Source organism: Aeromonas sp. S19(2024), from assembly GCF_041402625.1.
In the GTDB taxonomy this organism is placed as follows: domain Bacteria; phylum Pseudomonadota; class Gammaproteobacteria; order Enterobacterales; family Aeromonadaceae; genus Aeromonas; species Aeromonas caviae.
In genome coordinates, this window is record NZ_JBGLQU010000004.1 from 104,023 (window position 1) to 122,099 (window position 18,077).

An 18,077-nucleotide genomic window follows, 5' to 3' on the forward strand; every position below is an offset into this window, starting at 1 on the left:
CGCGGTGCGGGGCAGGCGCCGGGTACGCACGCCATATCGAGGTTGCCATGAAGATTGGATTTGTCGGTCTGGGGGCCGTGGTGCAGACAGCCTATCTGCCTGCACTTGCCGCCCTGGCGGAAAATCCCGAGATATGGGGTTTTGATCCCGCCATCACCCTGCCCGGCGTCATGTCTGCCTCGACCCTGGAAGCCCTGCTGGCCGAACCCCTGGATCGGCTGGTGATCGCCACGCCTTCCCTGCTGCATCTGCCCGTGCTGGAACAGGCACTGGCCAGCGCCATGCCCCTCATCCTGGTGGAGAAACCCGTGGTGGCCACCCTGGCCCAGCACGATCGCCTGCGCGCCCTGCTGGCGGACCCCGAGGTCGCGGCCAGGGTGCTGGCGCTGGATCACTGGATGGCCCGCAATGCCGTCCAGCAGTTGCTGCTGAGCGGCAAACTGGATGAAGGCTGGCAGCCTCGGGAACCAGGCTGCGCCGGGGTCGGGCTGGCCACCCTCGCCGATATCAGCGCGGTGGAGGGCTTTTTGCTGGAACCCTGCGGCCTGGACGAGGCGGGGCATCCCTATGCCCTCAACTTCGCCACCGGCGAGCCGGATCGGCGGCTGTTGCGCCACCCGGACGGTGTCATCCTCGACATCGGCACCCATCTGCTGGCGATGATCCGGGAACTGCTGGTGGCCCTGGGTGGAGACGACCGCCTGCACCTGAGCGCGGAGGGCGTCTGCGACCGGCTGGGGCAGCCCATCCGGCGCGGGGATCTGGAGACCGCCGAGGGGCGGGCCTGCCTGCGCGGCGAGGCGGCAGGGGTGCCCCTGACCCTCTGGCTCGACAAGTATGCCGGTCCCGGGGTGGAGAAGAAGGGGCTTTGCCTGCACTTCAAAGACGGGCGGCGCATCGAGCTGCTTCGCCGCGGCAACCTGGAGTGGCTGCACCATCACGACGTCGACGGGATGCGGGGCTGGCAACGTGAGGGGCCCCTCTATCGCCACTGCATCGCCCAGACCCTGCTGGCCCCCGTGCCTTTGGGAGGCTGGGCCGGCACCACGGCGCGCCGTTTGCAGGAGGTCGCCCTGCTGCTTGAGTTGCAGCAAGGGCTGCGCGGCCCCCATTGACGTCGCTGTGCGCCATCCGGCATGAGGGCTGGTGGCTGGCACCGTCTTGCAGAACGCTCTCTGGCATTGGTCCGTCTTGAGTGCGGCACTCTCGGTTTTTGCCCGTTCTTGCAGAACCGCGCATGGTGAGGGGAAAGGATTGGCGTTGCCAGTCGTTCATGGCACCTTATACTCTCCAGTCCGATTATCAGGTCTGCCATTTCCATGAATATTGCCATTTTATCCCGTGAGCCCAACAACTACTCCACCCGCCGTCTGGTCGAGGTGGCCCGGGCCCGTGGGCACCAGGTCGAGGTGCTCGACACCCTGCGCTGCTACATGAACATCGCCTCCCACAGCCCCTCCATCCATTACGAAGGACGGGAGCTGGAGAGCTATGACGCCGTGATCCCGCGCATCGGTGCCAGCATCACCTTCTATGGCACCGCCGTGCTGCGCCAGTTCGAGATGATGAGCACCATGGCTCTCAACAGCTCGGTGGCCATCTCCCGCTCCCGGGACAAGCTGCGCGCCATGCAGCTGCTCTCCCGTCACGGCATCGGCCTGCCGGTGACCGGCTATGCTCACAGCACCCACGACGTACCGGATCTCATCACCATGGTGGGGGGCGCCCCTCTGGTGGTGAAGCTGCTGGAGGGCACCCAGGGGATTGGCGTGGTGCTGTGCGAGACCCAGAAGGCCGCCGAGAGCGTCATCGAGGCCTTTATCCAGACCAACAACAACATCCTGGTGCAGGAGTACATCCGCGAGGCCAACGGCGCCGATATCCGCTGCCTGGTGGTCAACGGCAAGGTGGTGGCCGCCATGCGCCGCCAGGCCCAGCCGGGGGAGTTTCGCTCCAACCTGCACCGGGGCGGCACCGCCGAAGCCATCAAGATCACGCCGGAAGAGCGTGCCACCGCCGTGCAGGCCGCCAAGATCATGGGGCTGGACGTGGCCGGGGTGGATATTCTGCGTAGCGCCCGCGGCCCGCTGGTGCTGGAGGTGAACTCCTCCCCCGGCCTGCAGGGGGTGGAAGCCGCCTCCGGCAAGGACGTGGCGGGCAAGATCATCGAGTTCCTCGAGCTCAAGGCGAGCCGCAAGCACAAGCCGGCGGAATGAGTCCCAAACGAGTGTCAGACAGGTAAACACAGGGCGCCCTCGGGCGCCTTGTTGCTATCTGGCGGGTGGGCTGGAAGGCAGTGGGCTTGCCGGGAAGTGTCTCCCTTCTCCCGCTGTGTTGAACAGCTGGGGAGAAGGGCCGGGGATGAGGGGGCTATGCCGCCCCGGGGACGTCGGGGATCATCACCAGCCGGGCGCTGAAGACCCCCTCCACCAGATGGGTCTCAATCTGCCAGCCCAGCTTCTCGCAGATGCGCTGGATGATGGTGAGACCGCAGCCGTAGCCGAGGATCTGATCCGGCGCGGCGGCGGTGGGGTTGCTGATGGTGAGCACCTGCTCGTGCAGGGTGATCTCGATGTGCCCCTCGGCGTAGCTCAGGGCGTTTTTCAAGAGGTTGCCGAGGGCGATGGCGAGCAGGGAGAGGGGGGCCTGCACCTCGCTCTCCTCGTCCAGTTGCAGGCGAATGTCCAGCGTCTCCCGTTGCAGCAGGGGGGCGAGGCGGGTCAGCTCCCGGCGAATGAGCGGCGCCACCTGCTGGGGCGGGCGTTCCGCGGCCTCCTTGCGTCCCAGCAGCAGGAAGGTTTCGGTGAGCAGGGCCATCTCGTCGGCGGCGGCGCGGATGCGGCTGACGGCGCGGGCTGCCGGGGCGGGCAGGTCATTCACCTTGCCGAGCAGGGCCGCGGATCCCTGGATCACCATGTTGGGGGTGCGCAGCTCGTGGCTGGCAAAGCGGCTGAACTCCTGTTCACGGGCAAACACGGCGGCTACCTCGTGCTTGCCCGCCAGCAGCGCCTGCTCTATCTCTCGCAGCTCCTGCCAGGGGGCATCGGGCACGAAGTCCCCCTGATCCGGGGTGAGGTGGGCGACCCGCTGGCGCAGCCGCTCCAGCGGCCTGGTGATGTGACGCACCAGCCAGATGCCGAAGGCGAGGCTCCCCAGCAGCAGGGCCAGGCCGATGAGGCGGGTCACCAGATGCAGCTTGGCTTCGTAAGGGTCCAGGTAGTCGTCCGCATCGTCGTTGAACACCAGATAGAGCAGCCCCTGACCCGAGGGGTGGGCGCGTACCAGGAAGTGCTTGTCCTCCCGGCCCAGCTGATGCTCGAAGAAGCCGGGGCTCTGGTAGGCCTTGAGCCAGGCGGGCAGGCGGCCCGCCTCTGTCCAGTAGCTGGAGAACTGGCGCGGGCTGGGGGCGGGGGCCGCCATTCCGAGGCGCAACCAGTCGTCGTCATAGCGGGTTGCCTCCGCCTCCAGCCAGTGGCGCAGGCTCAGCTCCTCCATCTTGTTCTCGGCCACCACCATCAGCAGGCTCAGGATCACCAGCAGCAGCAGACCTGCCCCTCCCAGCGCCAGCACCAGGCGCCGGCGCAGGCTCGGCAGACCGGAGGCAAGGGGCGGCGTCGGGTTCGTCATGGGGTCACCAGCCGGTAGCCCTGGCCGTGCAGGGTCTCCAGCATGGGGGTGGGGAAGGGCTTGTCGAGGGCGCTGCGCAGGGCATAGATGTGGCTGCGCAGGGCGTCGGAGTCGGGCTCCTCGTCGCCCCAGACGGTGTCGAGCACCTCCTGGCGCGTCACCAGCTGTGGCGCGCGCTTCACCAGCAGGGTGAGGATCTGGAACGGGATCTTGCCGAGTTTGAGCTCCACCCCGGCGCGGGTGGCGCGGCCGCTGGCGGGATCCACCGTCAGATCGCCAAAGCAGAGCACGCCCATGTCCCCTCTGGGGCCACGCAGGCTGAGGGCCTCCAGGCGCACCTCCAGCTCCTCCATGGCGAACGGCTTGACCAGATAGTCGTCGCCCCCCGCCCGAAAGCCTGCCAGCTTGTCCTCCAGGCTGTCACGGGCGGTGAGAAAGAGCACCGGGGTCGCGATGCCGTCCGCACGCAGCCGCTCCACGGTACGCAGGCCGTCGAGGCGCGGCATCATGACGTCCATGATGATGACGTCGAAGCGCTCCTGGGCCAGCAGTTGCAGCGCGGCCTGGCCATGATAGGCGCAATCCACCCTGTGCCCGGCCAGCGCCAGATAGTCCATGATGGTCTCCGCCACCTGGGGACTGTCTTCCACCACCAGTATTTTCATGCTCTGATCTCCTGGTCTGTGCCGCTATTTCACGGCCATTTCACACCGGATGGGTCATCCTGTGTGCCAGTGTAACCCCGAGGATCCCCGATGAAGAAGTCTCTCCGCGCCTTCTGGTTATTGATTCTATTGCCTTTTGGTCTGGTGCAGGCGGCCGAGTTCAAGCTCACGGGCCGCACCACCTGGCAGCTTGGCCAGTTGATGGTCAACGGCATTCCCTTCGTGATCGATGAGCGCACCCGCTTCAAGGATGGCCTGGATGAGGACGATCTCGGCGGGACCTGGGTCGATCTGGAAGGGGTCGTGCAGGAGACGGCGGCAGGGGCGCGGCGGCTCGTTCGCGAGGTGGAGGCGCTGGAGGAGGAGGACGAGATGGAACTGGAAGGGCCGGTGGAAGGGGGACGGATCTGGGGTTATGTCACCTCGGATGGGAGCCTCTCCCCGTTCGAGGGACGCTGGCTGGAGCTGGAGTGCAAGTTTGACGGCATGCGCCTGAGCCAGTGCCGGGAGGATGACTGACCGGTCAGGGCGGACCGGGAAATATTGCCCGTCCGGGGCCATAGTTAAACCTCACCCCGTGACCCCGGACCGCCTGCCATGACCCGAACCGCACTCTGCCTGCTGCTGTTGCCCTTCTGCACCCTTGCCGACGACGCCGAGCTCTGGCTGGTGGAGCTGGAGCACAACGACGGGGTGCGCCTGCAATTCCAGGGGGCTGAGCTGGAGCTCGGCAGTGCCGAACTGCACGGCGTGGCGCAGCCGGACGGGCTCGTGCCTGGCATGCACCTCGCGATCCAGAGCCGCTACGGCGTCGCCGAGACGATCCGGGTGCTCGACGGGGCGCCGGATCCGGCGCTCGGGGCCAGCTGGCGGCGGGCGGAGGATCGACTGCTCACCCATAATCAGCAGGCATTGCTGCTACAGGATCTCGGTGTGCTGGTGTTTGATGCTGACACTCGCTGGATCAACGGCAGCGCCGCCGATCTGCAACCGGGTCGCCGCCTGGTGCTGAGCCGGGATGAAGAGGGCCGCCTCACCGACATCCTCATTCCTGACCCCGAGGATCCCCTCGACGCCGAAGAGTGAGACCTCTCTCCCTTTCCCCTTGTTAATGGCTTGTACTTTAAATTTCCCCACTTATACTGGCGCACATCTTGTCGGAGTGCTGACCGTCGAACGACGCTAAGCTGAGACCGTTAATTCGGGATCCGTGGAACCTGATCAGGTTAAGACCTGCGAAGGGAAACAAGGGTAACTTGCGGGTTACCGCGCCGGGGAAGGCACATCTTCCCGCCAGCTGGAGGCAGACCGCCTCTGGCTGGCACAGGCGCACAGGGGGAGGTTGTCCCGTCCGGTTGTCCTTAGGGCGCCGGGTTTCCAGACTAGGGAAACACCGGGACGGCAGAGCAGGGAAGATCCATGCCCGGCTCACTCCCCCGAGCACACCCCGCCGCAAGTTCATCTTCTCCTCGAACTCCAGACAAGCAAACACCCATAACTTCAACCAGTTAATGTGAGTTTTGCTATGTCTACCAATGTATCTGATACCACCAAATCCAGCCGCCGCGAGCAGCGCTCCAGCGCCCAGACCTTTATCGACAGCCTCAAGGGGATGGCTCACCCCAACTCCCGCCGCATCTTTATCCAGGGTTCTCGCCCTGACATCCGGGTGCCTTTGCGGGAAATCCAGCTGGCCGACACCTTCGTCGGCGGCACCAAGGAAGCTCCCCAGTTCGAGCCCAACGAGCCGGTGCCGGTTTACGATACCTCGGGCCCCTATGGGGAAGAGGCCGCCCCCATCGACGTGCGCCGTGGTCTGCCGCGCCTGCGCGAAGCCTGGGTGCTGGAGCGTGCTGACACCGACGCGCTGGACGGGCTGAGCTCCACCTTCACTCAGGAGCGGCTGGCGGACGAGGGGCTGGATCACCTGCGCTTCGAACATTTGCCGAGCGCCCGCCGCGCCAAGCCGGGCCGCCGGGTCACCCAGCTGCACTATGCCCGCCAAGGCATCGTCACCCCCGAGATGGAATTTATCGCCATCCGCGAGAACATGGGCCGCGAGCGAGTGCGCTCCGAGCTCCTGCGCACCCAGCATCCGGGTCAGGGCTTTGGCGCCAGACTGCCCCAGAACATCACCCCCGAGTTCGTGCGCGATGAGGTGGCCGCCGGTCGCGCCATCATCCCCAGCAACATCAACCACCCGGAAGCGGAGCCCATGATCATCGGCCGCAACTTCCTGGTGAAGATCAACGCCAACATCGGCAACTCGGCGGTCACTTCCAGCATCGAAGAGGAAGTGGAGAAGCTGGTATGGTCCACCCGCTGGGGCGCCGACACCGTGATGGATCTCTCCACCGGCCGCTACATCCACGAGACCCGCGAGTGGATCCTGCGCAACAGCCCGGTGCCCATCGGTACCGTGCCCATCTATCAGGCGCTGGAGAAGACCAACGGCATCGCTGAAGACCTCACCTGGGAGCTGTTCCGCGACACCCTGCTGGAGCAGGCCGAGCAGGGGGTGGACTACTTCACCATCCACGCCGGCGTCTTGCTGCGCTTCGTGCCGATGACTGCCAAGCGCCTCACCGGCATCGTTTCGCGCGGTGGCAGCATCATGGCCAAGTGGTGCCTGTCGCACCACAAGGAGAACTTCCTCTACGAGCACTTCCGCGAGATCTGCGAGATCTGCGCCGCCTACGACGTGAGCTTGTCGCTGGGGGACGGTCTGCGTCCGGGCTCCGTCTATGACGCCAACGACGAGGCCCAGTTCGCCGAGCTGCGCACCCTGGGCGAGCTCACCAAAATTGCCTGGGAATACGACGTGCAGGTGATGATCGAGGGCCCCGGTCACGTGCCCATGCACATGATCGAGCGCAACATGACCGAGCAGCTCGAGCACTGCCACGAGGCGCCCTTCTATACCCTGGGCCCGCTCACCACCGACATTGCCCCGGGGTACGATCACTTCACCTCCGGCATCGGCGCCGCACTCATCGGCTGGTACGGCTGCGCCATGCTCTGCTACGTGACCCCCAAGGAACACCTGGGCCTGCCCAACAAGGAGGACGTGAAGCAGGGGCTCATTACCTACAAGATCGCCGCCCACGCCGCCGATCTGGCCAAGGGCCACCCGGGCGCCCAGATCCGCGACAACGCCATGTCCAAGGCGCGCTTCGAGTTCCGCTGGGAGGATCAGTTCAACCTGGCCCTGGATCCCGACACCGCCCGCGCCTACCACGACGAGACCCTGCCTCAGGAGTCCGGCAAGGTGGCCCACTTCTGCTCCATGTGCGGGCCCAAGTTCTGCTCCATGAAGATCACCCAGGACGTGCGCGATTATGCGGCGAAACTGGAAGCCGTGGAGATAAAGCTGGTCGGCATGGACGGTCAGCAGGAGCGGGTGGTGGCCGAGGTCGAGAGCGGCATGGCCCGCATGGCTGAAACCTTCAAGGAGACCGGCGGCGAGATCTACCATCAGGCGGCGACCCTGAAGCAGGCCGCAGGGGAGGAGGCGTGAGCAGCGAGCGCGGGGCTGTCAGCCCCGCCGACCTGTCCGCCGTGACGCAGGCCCGCCCCGTGGTCTGGACCATCGCCGGGTCCGACTCCGGCGGCGGGGCCGGCATTCAGGCCGACTTGCACACAATGCATGACCTCGGCGTGCACGGCTGCTCCGTCATCTCCGCCATCACGGCCCAGAACTCGGTGGCGGTGAAGATGGTCGACCCCGTGCTGATGCAGACCTTCGCCGCCCAGATCGATGCCCTGGGGCTGGATCTGCCACCCGCCGCCATCAAGATAGGCCTGCTGCCGACCCGGCTGCACGTAGAGGTGCTGGCCCGCCGACTGGCAGCCACCCCGGCTCCCTTCGTGGTCTACGACCCGGTGGCCATCGCCAGCACCGGCACCCCCATGGCGGAGCCCGGCATGCTGGTGGCGGTGCGCGAGCACCTGCTGCCACGTCTGTCGCTCATCACCCCCAACGGTCCCGAGCTGGAAGCCCTGACCGGCCTGCCCGCCACCAGTCCCGAGCTGGTGCGCCTCGCCGCCCGGCGGCTGCGCGAACTCGGCGCCCGCGCCGTGCTGGTCAAGGGGGGCCACCTTGAATGGGGCGGGGATCTCTGCCTCGATTACTACCAGGATGGGAGCCGCGAATTCTGGCTCGCCGCGCCGCGCCTCGATACCCGCCACGGTCACGGCACCGGTTGCGCTTACGCCAGCGCCATCGCCGCCGTGGTGGCGCAGGACTATCCGGTGGAGGACGCCATCACCCTGGCGCGGGCCTACCTGCAACAGGGCTTGGCGGCGGCGCAAGGAGTGGGCGCAGGTCCGGGGCCCATCGCCCATCTCGGCTGGCCCGCCGATCTGGCCCACTTCCCCCGCGCCGTGCTGGCAGGCTCACCGCTCGATCGCCATTTCGGCCTGTATGAGACAAGCAGCGCCCGCCTGCCGCAGGGCCCCTTCGCGCCGACCGAACACCACCTCGGTCTCTATCCGGTGGTGGATTCGGTCAAGTGGCTCAAACGCCTGCTGGGGGCCGGGGTCAAGACGATCCAGCTGCGGATCAAGAATCTGCCCGCCACAGAGGTGGCGCCGGCCATTCGTGATGCGGTAGAGCTCGGTCGCCGCCATGGGGCGCGGCTCTTTATCAACGACTACTGGCAGCAAGCCATCGAGGCGGGCGCCTGGGGCGTGCATCTGGGGCAGGAGGATATGGAGACCGCCGATCTCGCCGCCATTCAGGCGGCGGGGCTGCGTCTTGGCATCTCCACCCACGGTTACTTCGAGCTGATGCGGGCCCGCGAGCTGGCCCCCTCCTATATCGCGCTGGGCCATATCTTCCCGACCAACACCAAGGCGATGCCTTCGCGCCCCCAGGGGCTGGCGCGGCTGCACCACTACCGCGCCCTGATGGCGCAGTGGCCCACGGTGGCCATCGGTGGCATCAGCGAGGAGCGGGTGGCGGCGGTCAAGGCAAGCGGGGTCGGCAGCATTGCGCTGGTCTCGGCCATCACGGCGAGCGACGACTGGCTGGGCGCGACCGAGCGGCTGCTCGCCGCCGTGGGGGCGGGGGATGAGCCGTGCTCGGCCAGCGTGATACGGGAGGCAGAATATGCGCTCTGATGCCGCTTCTCTTAGTGACAAAGAGTACCTGCGATACGGCCGCCAGCTGATGCTGGCGGAAGTGGGGGAAGCCGGTCAGGCGCGGCTCAAGGATAAGTCCGTGCTGATCGTGGGCCTCGGCGGGCTCGGCTCGCCGCTCGCCCTCTATCTCGCCGGGGCCGGGGTGGGCACCTTGTGGCTGGCCGATGGCGATACGGTGGACTCCAGCAACCTGCCGCGCCAGATCCTGTTCGATAGCGAGGCGGTCAACCACTCCAAGGCGGAGCTGGCCCGCGAGCGCTTGGCCGCCCACAACCCGCTGGTGGAGCTGATCGCCATCAATCAGCGCCTCGATGCCGCCAGCCTGCCGGAGTTTGTGGCCGAGGTGGATCTGGTGATCGACTGCTGCGACAACCTCGCCACCCGCCAGGCCATCAACGCCGCCTGCGTGGCCCAGGGCAAGCCCTGGGTCTGTGCCGCCGCAGTGGGCTGGCAGGGGCAGCTGATGGCGCGCACCAGCAGCGATCACGCCTGCTACGCCTGCCTCTATCCGCTGGATACCGAGATCAGGGAAAGCTGCGAGACCAGCGGCGTCACCGGCCCGCTGGTGGGGGTGATGGGCTCTTTGCAGGCGCTGGAGGCACTGAAACTGCTGCTCGGGATGCCGAGCCCGGTGGCGGGCACATTGCGCCGGTTCGATGCGTTGACCCATCAGTGGCAGACCCTCACGCTGGCTCCCGACCCCGATTGCCCGGTTTGCGGCAGCACCCACCCGGCTCAGGAGAATTAACCATGAAGATCCGATTGAACGATATCGAGCTGACGCTGCCCACCGGCCAGCGCCTGACTGAGCTGCTGGCGGTGCAGGAGATTCCCCCTCAGGGGGTAGCGGTGGCCCTTAACGGCGCCGTGCTGCCCCGTAGCCGCTGGGCCGAGACCCGTCTCAATGACGGGGATGAACTTCACCTCTTCACCGCCATTGCGGGAGGCTGACCCATGATGCTCGCAGTCCCATCTTCGCGCGCCCTGCCTTGCGGCGGGGCCTCATCTCTTCTTATCGCAGTGGCCGGAGGCTGACATGCTCAAGATTGCCGATCACACCTTCTCTTCGCGCCTCTTCACCGGCACCGGCAAGTTTGCCCGCCCGGAACTGATGGCCGCCGCCATCGAGGCAAGCGGCTCCCAGCTGGTGACCATGGCCATCAAGCGGCTCGAACCGGGCAAGGCCCACGACGATATCCTCACGCCCCTTCGGCAACTCGGGGTCAAGCTGCTGCCCAACACCTCGGGGGCCAAGACCGCCGCCGAGGCGGTATTTGCCGCCCACCTCACCCGCGAGGCGCTGGGGACGAACTGGCTCAAGCTCGAGATCCACCCCGATCCCCGCTACCTGCTGCCAGACCCCATCGAGACGCTCAAAGCCGCCGAACAACTGGTGAAAGAGGGCTTTGTGGTGCTGCCCTACTGCGGTGCCGACCCCGTGCTGTGCAAACGGCTCGAAGAGGTGGGTTGCGCCGCCGTGATGCCGCTGGGCGCCCCCATCGGTTCCAATCAGGGGCTGGTGACCCGGGAGTTTCTCTCCATCATCATCGAGCAGGCGAATGTGCCCGTGGTGGTGGATGCGGGCATCGGTGCACCGAGCCATGCGGCGGCCGCCTTTGAGCTGGGGGCCGATGCCGTGCTGGTCAACACCGCCATCGCGGTGAGCGGCGACCCGATCGCCATGGGCCGCGCCTTTGCGCTGGCCTGCACCGCCGGGCGCAGTGCCTATGAAGCGGGCCTCGGCGCCCGAGCCCTGCAGGCGCAAGCCTCCAGCCCGCTTACCGATTTTCTGGGGGCGTTATGAGTCAGCATGCCAATGACCCCACCCCGACCCTCCCCTTGCCAGGGGAGGGAGTGTCGACTCCGCCCTTTTGTGAAGTAGGAGATCGGGGGGGCGGATTAACACCTCCCCCTTGTGAAGGGGGAGGCCGGGAGGGGGTTGAGAGAAAGTCGGAGAGTTTTCTCGATAGATGGCAGGAGCTGGAGTGGGACGATATCGGCATGCAGATCCGCGCCAAGACCGCCGCCGATGTAGAGCGGGCGCTGACTACCTCCCGCCGTACCCTGGCGGACTTTATGGCGCTGATCTCCCCGGCCGCCGAGGCGTATCTGCCGCAGATGGCAGCCGAGGCCGAACGGCTCACTCGCCAGCGTTTTGGCAACACCATCGGCTTCTATGTGCCCCTCTATCTGTCGAACCTCTGCGCCAACGACTGCACCTACTGCGGCTTCTCCATGAGCAACCGCCTCAAGCGCAAGACCCTGAATGCAGAGGAGATTGAGCGCGAGTGTCTGGCCATCAAGGCGCACGGTTTTGACAGCGTGCTGCTGGTGACCGGCGAGCACGAGCACAAGGTGGGGCTCGCCTATTTTCGGCAGGTGTTGTCCATCATCCGCCGTCACTTCAGCACGGTGGGGATGGAGGTGCAGCCCCTCTCGCAAGCCGAGTACGCCGAGCTGAAAACCCTCGGCCTCGATTCGGTCATGGTCTATCAGGAGACCTACCACGCCCCCACCTATGCCCGCCATCACCTGCGCGGCAACAAGCAGGACATCGCATGGCGCCTCGCCACGCCGGATCGGCTCGGCCGCGCCGGTATCGACAAGATAGGGCTGGGGGCGCTCATCGGTCTCTCTGCGGACTGGCGTGCCGACAGCTACTTCGTCGCCGAGCACCTGAGCTGGCTTGAGCGCCACCACTGGCAGAGCCGCTACTCGCTCTCCTTCCCGCGCCTGCGCCCCTGCACCGGCGGGCTGGAGCCTGCCGTCATCATGTCGGATCGCCAGTTGGCCCAACTTATCTGCGCCTGGCGCCTCTTCTCGCCCACGCTGGACTTGTCCCTCTCGACCCGCGAGTCGGCTACGTTTCGCAACGGCGCGGTGCGCCTTGGCATCACCCAGATGTCGGCCGAGTCGCGCACCCAGCCGGGTGGCTATGCCGAGGGGGATGCCGAGGAGCTGGAGCAGTTCGCCATCCACGACGACCGCCCGGTGGGGGAAGTGGCCGCCGCCGTGCGGCTGGCAGGGTTGCAGCCGGTGTTCAAGGACTGGGAGCCCTTCTTGGGCCGATAGGGGCGGCCAGGCCCCTTTGCCGGTGGCATCCGGCATGGTTGGGCTGTGTGGCCACACACCTTGCTGGTGGCGACGCTTTGGCTCCCTCCCCTGCGAAGGGGAGGGCTGGGGAGGGGTCTTGATGCGATATTTCATTGCCATCGTAGGGTCGATTAGCAGTCAGGCGTAATCGTCCGCTCCGTGTGATGGGGGAATGGCACGGCGTTGCCGTGCAGGACGCGAGGCCGCTGGCCTCGACGGGGTTTCGCCCGCCCTTCGGGCTTGGGCGAGTAACTTTTCTTTGCGTGGCCAAAGAAAAGTCACCAATCGAGCGGCCACCCCCGCTTTTTCGCCCGACTTAGTCGGGTTCCTTCGGCTCACCGGCTTGTCCGACGGCACGCGGCGACGGGCCTTTGGCCTTCGCCATCCATGGCTTCGGCCAAAGTCCGCTTCGAACATCCCTGTTCTCGCGCCAAATCGGGTCGAGCTGTGCTCGCCCTTGCCCGATTTGGCCCATGGCCCGGCGCCGCTCGCTCGACATCCTGTCTCGCGGCCTGGACAAGCGGGCTCGCCTCTGCGAATTAGAGGGGGACTAAGCCCTTATTTACCCCCAACGTTCAGTGTGGGATGTATGGATATGGTATGCACTTCGGTTATGGAGTTATTGATAGTTCAGTTTTAAATCTTCTCTAATTTCTTTTCTTATTGCAGATAAAACTGGACCTACGCTTCCTATTACAATCATTGCTTGTTCTGGTTTTACAGTCTCTTGACTTTCTTCAGCCATGTTACGCATTCTGTTAATACAGCCCATCAATTCCCCTATTGAAGTCATAATATTTGAGTCTTCGTTAAAAAAGATGGCCTTTTGAGAACAATATTTATAAAGCTCTTCAAACTTGCGTGATGCATCACAAAGGGTGTTTATATCCTTGGTCTTAGAGTCAATAAACATAGGTACAACATACTGCTCCAATGTGATCTTAACATCAGCAGCCATTGAATATGCTTCAGAAAGTACATCAATCCGTTTGGCATGATTTGAATTTATTATGTAGGTCATTCTCTCCAAATCTGTGTGTAAGCTAGCTAAACTAGACTGATAGTTTGCTTCTATCTGTTTAAGTCTAAGTGAAAGCTCCTCACTTGATCTTCTTGCTGCATCAGCTTTTTTCTGTGACAATATGACCCCCAAGAGTGCAATTAGCGCAGAAATTATACTTGCTATCGCGGCTATAACTGCTGATTCCATTTTGGTAAAGTCCTCATAAATTTAGCTGTGCAGAGCATTGGTTGTAACACTCTGATATAAGGTGTATTTTTATGCTTGGCGAAATACTATTCAGGACATTTACTTATACACTTTCTGCTTTCTGGCTAGGTTGTAACTCCTCTTGGCATTTTTTAAATAATCACAGTGTTCCATTATTTTCTTTATGAATTCTTCAACTAGCTCAATGGAGTAATAGTGTAGTTCTGGGTTTGCATTCTTGTAATGAAACTTGTTGTTACATGACTTCCACGAATTCTTGAATGCGACAGCATCGAAACAATTTTTATTTATTAGTGGAATCCCTGTTTTCTTGTCATGTGATAAATGCTTTTTAAGAATTTCTTCATCATATCTATCTTGTAAGCGAGAGTTTATTTCATTGATTGCATCCTTCTGTAAGAACGGATGGGTCTTTTCTCTGTCGGTTGGTTTTTCTATTATCAGTGCTTGTCTGAGGGCTTCGATGCCATCCTCCGCTCTGGTTAACGCAATAGTATTTCCTTGAGCATCGTCGGTAGCAAATATTAGTTTTACATTAAGTGGGATGGCAAATTCAATGTCATTGCTTTGATTTACCTCATTTTCGATAGATGTTGCTAATTCTAGGATGTCATCAGCTATGTCACCATAAGTTGACTTCATTATAGATATGGGTGGTGATTTAAACTCACCAACTAAAGAAATCATGCCAGTGTGGCTATTATTTATAAATGAGACCTCAGTGAAGCTTTCGAATTGCGACGTGTAGTTAAGAACTCCAGACTGAAACACTCTGGATATAATTCCTTGTATCTCAGGCATAAGAAGATGAACAGCCTGATCTCTAAAATAAGCGACCTGCTCTATGTTTTTTCTTATTCTAGAGTTGGTAGGGTAATATCTTTCTAAGCACTCCCGTAAGGATATTGTTTCCTTGAATCCTTTAGCCTTGGCTCTAAAAATAGACTTTTCACCATCTCGTTCTATTAGCGCAGCCTTTAAAAATTGTTCCCACGCCGTGCAAAAACACATTGAGAAAGCATCCATCTTGTTCTCCAAGGATGGCCTGTTGTATAACTCCAAGGCAAGGAGCATGTTGTCTTTAGACTTTGATAATAATGCTTTGGCTAATTTTGATCTGCAGTTGTGACCTAATCCTCTCCTGTTTTTGGATTGGGATAGTAATTTGGAAAACTCTACTTCTGATATATTCTGACAGTTAGAGGCATCATATAAACCATCAGGGGTTTCACTGATGAAGTCTGCTAGTTGTCCTTTTATCCAATAAGTTCTGAATGTTGTTGCTTTCCATCCTGTCGCAGAAAGAACATCTTCTAGGGAGAAAGAAACGCCATTTTTTTCTTTTTCTTGAAGAAACAGAAATAATGAGGATAGAGACTTACTTATTTTCATAAACACCCCGAGATAATAATTGTATATATTAAAAATCATCTTTTGGCAGTGTAGCTCCAACCAATCGTAGGATGAAGCATTTGAGTCTTTTATTGTGAGGTAGTGCACCCTCTACATCGGCGATGCGAAATGATGGAATGTATGTTCTTGTGTATCTCCCCTTTTGACAGGTGGCAGGATCTTCAATCAGCGCTCCTGTTTTTTCAGAAAGTAACTGATATGCCCCGGCGGCATATCGGGCAGCTGGCCAAAGACCTCGTAACCCTGCTTCTGGTAGAAGGGGAGGGCCTGAAAACTGGTGGTTTCCAGATGGTAGTTGGTGATGCCCTTGCTTTGGGCGTACTGCTCCATGGCGCCGAGCAGGCGGGCGCCCCAGCCGTCGCGGCGGAGGCTTTCATCGATCCAGAGCCAGTCGACGTGCAGCCAGCCCCACTTGATGTCGGCGATGATGCCGCCGTGAACCTTGCCCTCTTCATCCTTGATAAAGCTGGCGATCCGCTCGCGCAGATGGGTGCCGGCGTGATCCTTGTTGTAGCCCGAGAGACCAATGCGCAGCGCTTCGATCTCATCGTCTTGAGGCGGTTGGGGTGGAGTGAGTTGCATGGTGCTTCCTGTTTGATGATGGCTGGGGGATGGCTTCCTGCACGGCTATCTGCCTGCGGCTGTTCAGTGTCACCTGCGGGCTTATCTGTTCCACCGGGCAGACAAGAAGGCGGATATCCCAACATGACAGTCCTGGGTATGGAGGTGAATGATTGGTCAGGACTTTTCGGCGGCAATCCGCTTAAGCCCCATACCAAGACTGGCAGGCGCCGTGAGCGAGAACCCGAATTGTTGATAGAGTCGGTACGCCTCCCCATCTGCCAGCAAGCTGACATAGCCTGACTCCGGTACCTCGCGGGCGATATAGTCCGCGATCTCCGTCATGATCTTCTTGCCTACCCCTTGACCCTGATATTCAGGCAGCACAGCAATATCAACCACTTGATAAAATGTCCCGCCATCTCCGATGATGCGGCCCATGCCGATGGCGGTCTGGCCGCAAAACACCTGGACGGCAAACAGCGTATTGGGCAGACCACGCTCTGCGGCCTCAAGCGTCTTTGGGCTGAGCCCGGCTGCGGTTCGAAGATAGCGATAGGTTTCGACGGGCGGTGTTGAGTGGACGACAGTGAAAGCGGGTGTGGTCATGTTGATAACTCCAGTGGGTCCTGATTGTTTTAAATTCCTTGTAACGCACTGATCTGGTGATGGATCCGTGCTCTCCAGGGCTGTAGGGGAGGTTCTCCCGATGCCTTCAGGTGGGCAGCCATCACCCCGCCCTCTCCAACTCGTCCATTTCCCCGCCGCCGATCAAGTTCAAATTCCGGCTGATCCGCTCCACCGGCCAGTCCCACCAGGCGAGGGCGCCCAAACGGGCGATGGTGTCGTCGTCAAAGCGATAGCGGATCACCTTGGCGGGGTTGCCGCCGACCACGGCGTAGGCGGGCACATCGCCGGTGACCACGGAGCGGGCGGCGATGATGGCGCCGTTGCCGACTTTGACCCCCGGCATGATCAGGGCGTCATAGCCTATCCAGACATCGTTGCCGATGACGGTATCCCCCTTGTAGGGGAGGCTGCCAGGGGCGGGGGCGGCGCTCTCCCAGCCGTTGCCGAAGATAAAGAAGGGGTAGGTGGAGAAGCCGGAGGTCTGGTGGTTGGCACCGTTCATGATGAACTTGACCCCGCGGGCGATGGCGCAGAACTTGCCGATGATGAGCTTGTCGCCGATGAAGGGAAAGTGGTAGAGGACGTTGCGCTCGAAGCCCGCCGCATCCTCCGGATCGTCGTAATAGGTGTAGTCACCCACCTCGATATTGGGTCCCTTGATGGTGTTCTTGATAAAGCACACCTGGGGGAAGCCGTTCATGGGGTGGGGGTTGGCGGGATCGGGTCCGTGCATGGGGGCTCCTCTGGGGTCTGGGCTCTGGCTACCCTAACGGAATCGGGTGGAGCCTTGCCACCCTTTTGTGCCCTCCGCTTCGCCAGTCTCTGTCGCCCCCTGCCCATGTGCGCATCGACCCGGGGCGGGTTTGTCTCTAGCATGGAGGGGCGGCGGAGTCTGGCTCCGTCAAAATGGATGATGGACGAAGTGCGCCTTGCACACTTCTGGCGGAGAGAAAAGATGAAGCTGCGTTCCTTGTTGATGGTGGGTGCCCTGCTGCTGGGCGGATGTGCGGTCAATCCCTATGGGGGGACGCCTGCGCCGGTCGGCGAGCCGGACAAGCCGGTGACCAAACCAGAGAAACCCGTGGCCGAGCCTGACAAGGCCGAGCCGGTGCCTGCTCCCAAACCCGTGGCACCGACGGGGCTGGCGGTCGCCCTGGCCGATGACTTCCTGAAGGCCGCCGATGTGCAGGCACTGGCGGGCAGCAGCCCGGTACTGCTGCTGATGGCGCCCCAGAACGGTACAGGTGAGCCCTTCAGCACCCAGCCCCTGGCGGTGGCCATGATCCAGCGCATTCAGGCCAATAGCGGCTTTCGTTTCGCAGACCCGGGCCAGGTGGCGGCCATCACGGGTCAGCTCGAATACCAGCAGGGGGGCATGAACCCCGCCTCCCTGGTGCGCCTGGGTCGCCAGACCGGGGCGGGTTACATGCTCTACGGGGATCTCCTTTCTGAAGGGGGCCGCTACCGGCTCGCCATGAGCCTGATGGATCTCAAGAGCGGTGAACTGCTCTGGAATGCCAGTCGATCCGCTGCCCGCTGATGCCGGCTCGCCGGATCCCGCTTGACCGGGATCCGGCCCTGCCCCCCTTGTCCGGGGGCGGGAATACCCCTGTGGCGCCCCTGACGTCACAGGGGTTGGCATGTCGCACTGCCTGAAGGCAAAAAAACCTTCCTGACTGTCTGACAACCCTGGTTCTGACAGCATCCCCGATTGC

The 18,077-nt window shown here is 62.0% G+C and carries 18 protein-coding genes and 1 riboswitch; of the genes, 11 read left to right on the plus strand and 7 right to left on the minus strand.

Annotated features, from left to right (window positions below; all coding sequences use genetic code 11):
• The first annotated feature begins 47 nt into the window (after positions 1-47).
• Together ACB037_RS09970 and rimK are read left to right on the plus strand one after the other, a co-directional pair.
• A complete protein-coding gene (locus tag ACB037_RS09970; RefSeq protein WP_371175285.1) occupies positions 48-1,115 on the plus strand; it encodes a Gfo/Idh/MocA family oxidoreductase in 1,068 nt (355 codons plus the stop codon).
• A gap of 204 nt (positions 1,116-1,319) precedes the next feature.
• Entirely contained in the window at positions 1,320-2,216 is an 897-nt protein-coding gene (gene rimK, locus ACB037_RS09975) for a 30S ribosomal protein S6--L-glutamate ligase (RefSeq protein WP_010672657.1), read from the plus strand.
• 154 nt (positions 2,217-2,370) lie between these two features.
• Here the strand turns inward: rimK and ACB037_RS09980 are convergent, their stop codons facing one another.
• Together ACB037_RS09980 and ACB037_RS09985 are read right to left on the minus strand one after the other, a co-directional pair.
• Positions 2,371-3,627, minus strand: a complete 1,257-nt coding sequence (locus tag ACB037_RS09980; RefSeq protein WP_319894490.1) for a HAMP domain-containing sensor histidine kinase — start codon at positions 3,625-3,627, stop codon at positions 2,371-2,373.
• Complete coding sequence (locus ACB037_RS09985) at positions 3,624-4,292, minus strand: response regulator transcription factor (protein WP_010672659.1); 669 nt, start codon at positions 4,290-4,292, stop codon at positions 3,624-3,626. Before ACB037_RS09985 ends, ACB037_RS09980 begins: the two co-directional genes overlap by 4 nt.
• A gap of 90 nt (positions 4,293-4,382) precedes the next feature.
• On the opposite strand from ACB037_RS09985, the gene ACB037_RS09990 reads away from it, so the two are divergent.
• The 8 genes from ACB037_RS09990 to thiH all read left to right on the plus strand — a co-directional run bounded on the left by ACB037_RS09990 (position 4,383) and on the right by thiH (position 12,506).
• Positions 4,383-4,811, plus strand: a complete 429-nt coding sequence (locus tag ACB037_RS09990; RefSeq protein ID WP_039040447.1) for a hypothetical protein — start codon at positions 4,383-4,385, stop codon at positions 4,809-4,811.
• A gap of 78 nt (positions 4,812-4,889) precedes the next feature.
• Positions 4,890-5,378: a hypothetical protein gene (locus ACB037_RS09995; RefSeq protein WP_039040448.1), complete on the plus strand. Its 489-nt coding sequence runs from the start codon at positions 4,890-4,892 to the stop codon at positions 5,376-5,378.
• 62 nt (positions 5,379-5,440) lie between these two features.
• A riboswitch (TPP riboswitch) is annotated at positions 5,441-5,554 on the plus strand.
• 263 nt (positions 5,555-5,817) lie between these two features.
• The gene (thiC, locus tag ACB037_RS10000) at positions 5,818-7,809 is read left to right on the plus strand and encodes a phosphomethylpyrimidine synthase ThiC (RefSeq protein ID WP_128297194.1); all 1,992 of its coding nucleotides are present in this window, start codon (positions 5,818-5,820) and stop codon (positions 7,807-7,809) included.
• Complete coding sequence (gene thiE / locus ACB037_RS10005; protein WP_371175286.1) at positions 7,806-9,413, plus strand: thiamine phosphate synthase; 1,608 nt, start codon at positions 7,806-7,808, stop codon at positions 9,411-9,413. Before thiC ends, thiE begins: the two co-directional genes overlap by 4 nt.
• A complete protein-coding gene (locus ACB037_RS10010) occupies positions 9,403-10,182 on the plus strand; it encodes a ThiF family adenylyltransferase (RefSeq protein WP_371175287.1) in 780 nt (259 codons plus the stop codon). The genes thiE and ACB037_RS10010 overlap by 11 nt, the downstream gene beginning before the upstream one ends.
• A 2-nt stretch (positions 10,183-10,184) precedes the next feature.
• The gene (gene thiS / locus ACB037_RS10015; RefSeq protein WP_041212233.1) at positions 10,185-10,385 is read left to right on the plus strand and encodes a sulfur carrier protein ThiS; all 201 of its coding nucleotides are present in this window, start codon (positions 10,185-10,187) and stop codon (positions 10,383-10,385) included.
• Between the two features lie 85 nt (positions 10,386-10,470).
• Positions 10,471-11,238, plus strand: coding sequence for a thiazole synthase (locus tag ACB037_RS10020; RefSeq protein ID WP_371175288.1), 768 nt, complete (start codon positions 10,471-10,473; stop codon positions 11,236-11,238).
• Positions 11,235-12,506, plus strand: a complete 1,272-nt coding sequence (gene thiH, locus ACB037_RS10025; RefSeq protein ID WP_371175289.1) for a 2-iminoacetate synthase ThiH — start codon at positions 11,235-11,237, stop codon at positions 12,504-12,506. Before ACB037_RS10020 ends, thiH begins: the two co-directional genes overlap by 4 nt.
• A gap of 640 nt (positions 12,507-13,146) precedes the next feature.
• Here the strand turns inward: thiH and ACB037_RS10030 are convergent.
• From ACB037_RS10030 to ACB037_RS10050, 5 genes are all read right to left on the minus strand, one after another.
• Positions 13,147-13,737 (minus strand): hypothetical protein, encoded by a 591-nt coding sequence (locus tag ACB037_RS10030; RefSeq protein ID WP_371175290.1) that lies wholly within the window; start codon positions 13,735-13,737, stop codon positions 13,147-13,149.
• 99 nt (positions 13,738-13,836) lie between these two features.
• A complete protein-coding gene (locus ACB037_RS10035; protein WP_371175291.1) occupies positions 13,837-15,150 on the minus strand; it encodes a DUF3644 domain-containing protein in 1,314 nt (437 codons plus the stop codon).
• Between the two features lie 186 nt (positions 15,151-15,336).
• Positions 15,337-15,753 (minus strand): GNAT family N-acetyltransferase, encoded by a 417-nt coding sequence (locus ACB037_RS10040; RefSeq protein ID WP_371175292.1) that lies wholly within the window; start codon positions 15,751-15,753, stop codon positions 15,337-15,339.
• Positions 15,754-15,909: 156 nt separating this feature from the next.
• On the minus strand, positions 15,910-16,341 hold the full coding sequence (locus ACB037_RS10045) for a GNAT family N-acetyltransferase (protein ID WP_041997343.1): 432 nt from the start codon (positions 16,339-16,341) through the stop codon (positions 15,910-15,912).
• A gap of 121 nt (positions 16,342-16,462) precedes the next feature.
• Positions 16,463-17,095, minus strand: a complete 633-nt coding sequence (locus ACB037_RS10050; protein ID WP_371175293.1) for a Vat family streptogramin A O-acetyltransferase — start codon at positions 17,093-17,095, stop codon at positions 16,463-16,465.
• Between the two features lie 222 nt (positions 17,096-17,317).
• Here ACB037_RS10050 and ACB037_RS10055 point away from each other — a divergent pair, with 222 nt between their 5' ends.
• A complete protein-coding gene (locus ACB037_RS10055; protein ID WP_010672673.1) occupies positions 17,318-17,902 on the plus strand; it encodes a hypothetical protein in 585 nt (194 codons plus the stop codon).
• Positions 17,903-18,077 lie beyond the last annotated feature (175 nt).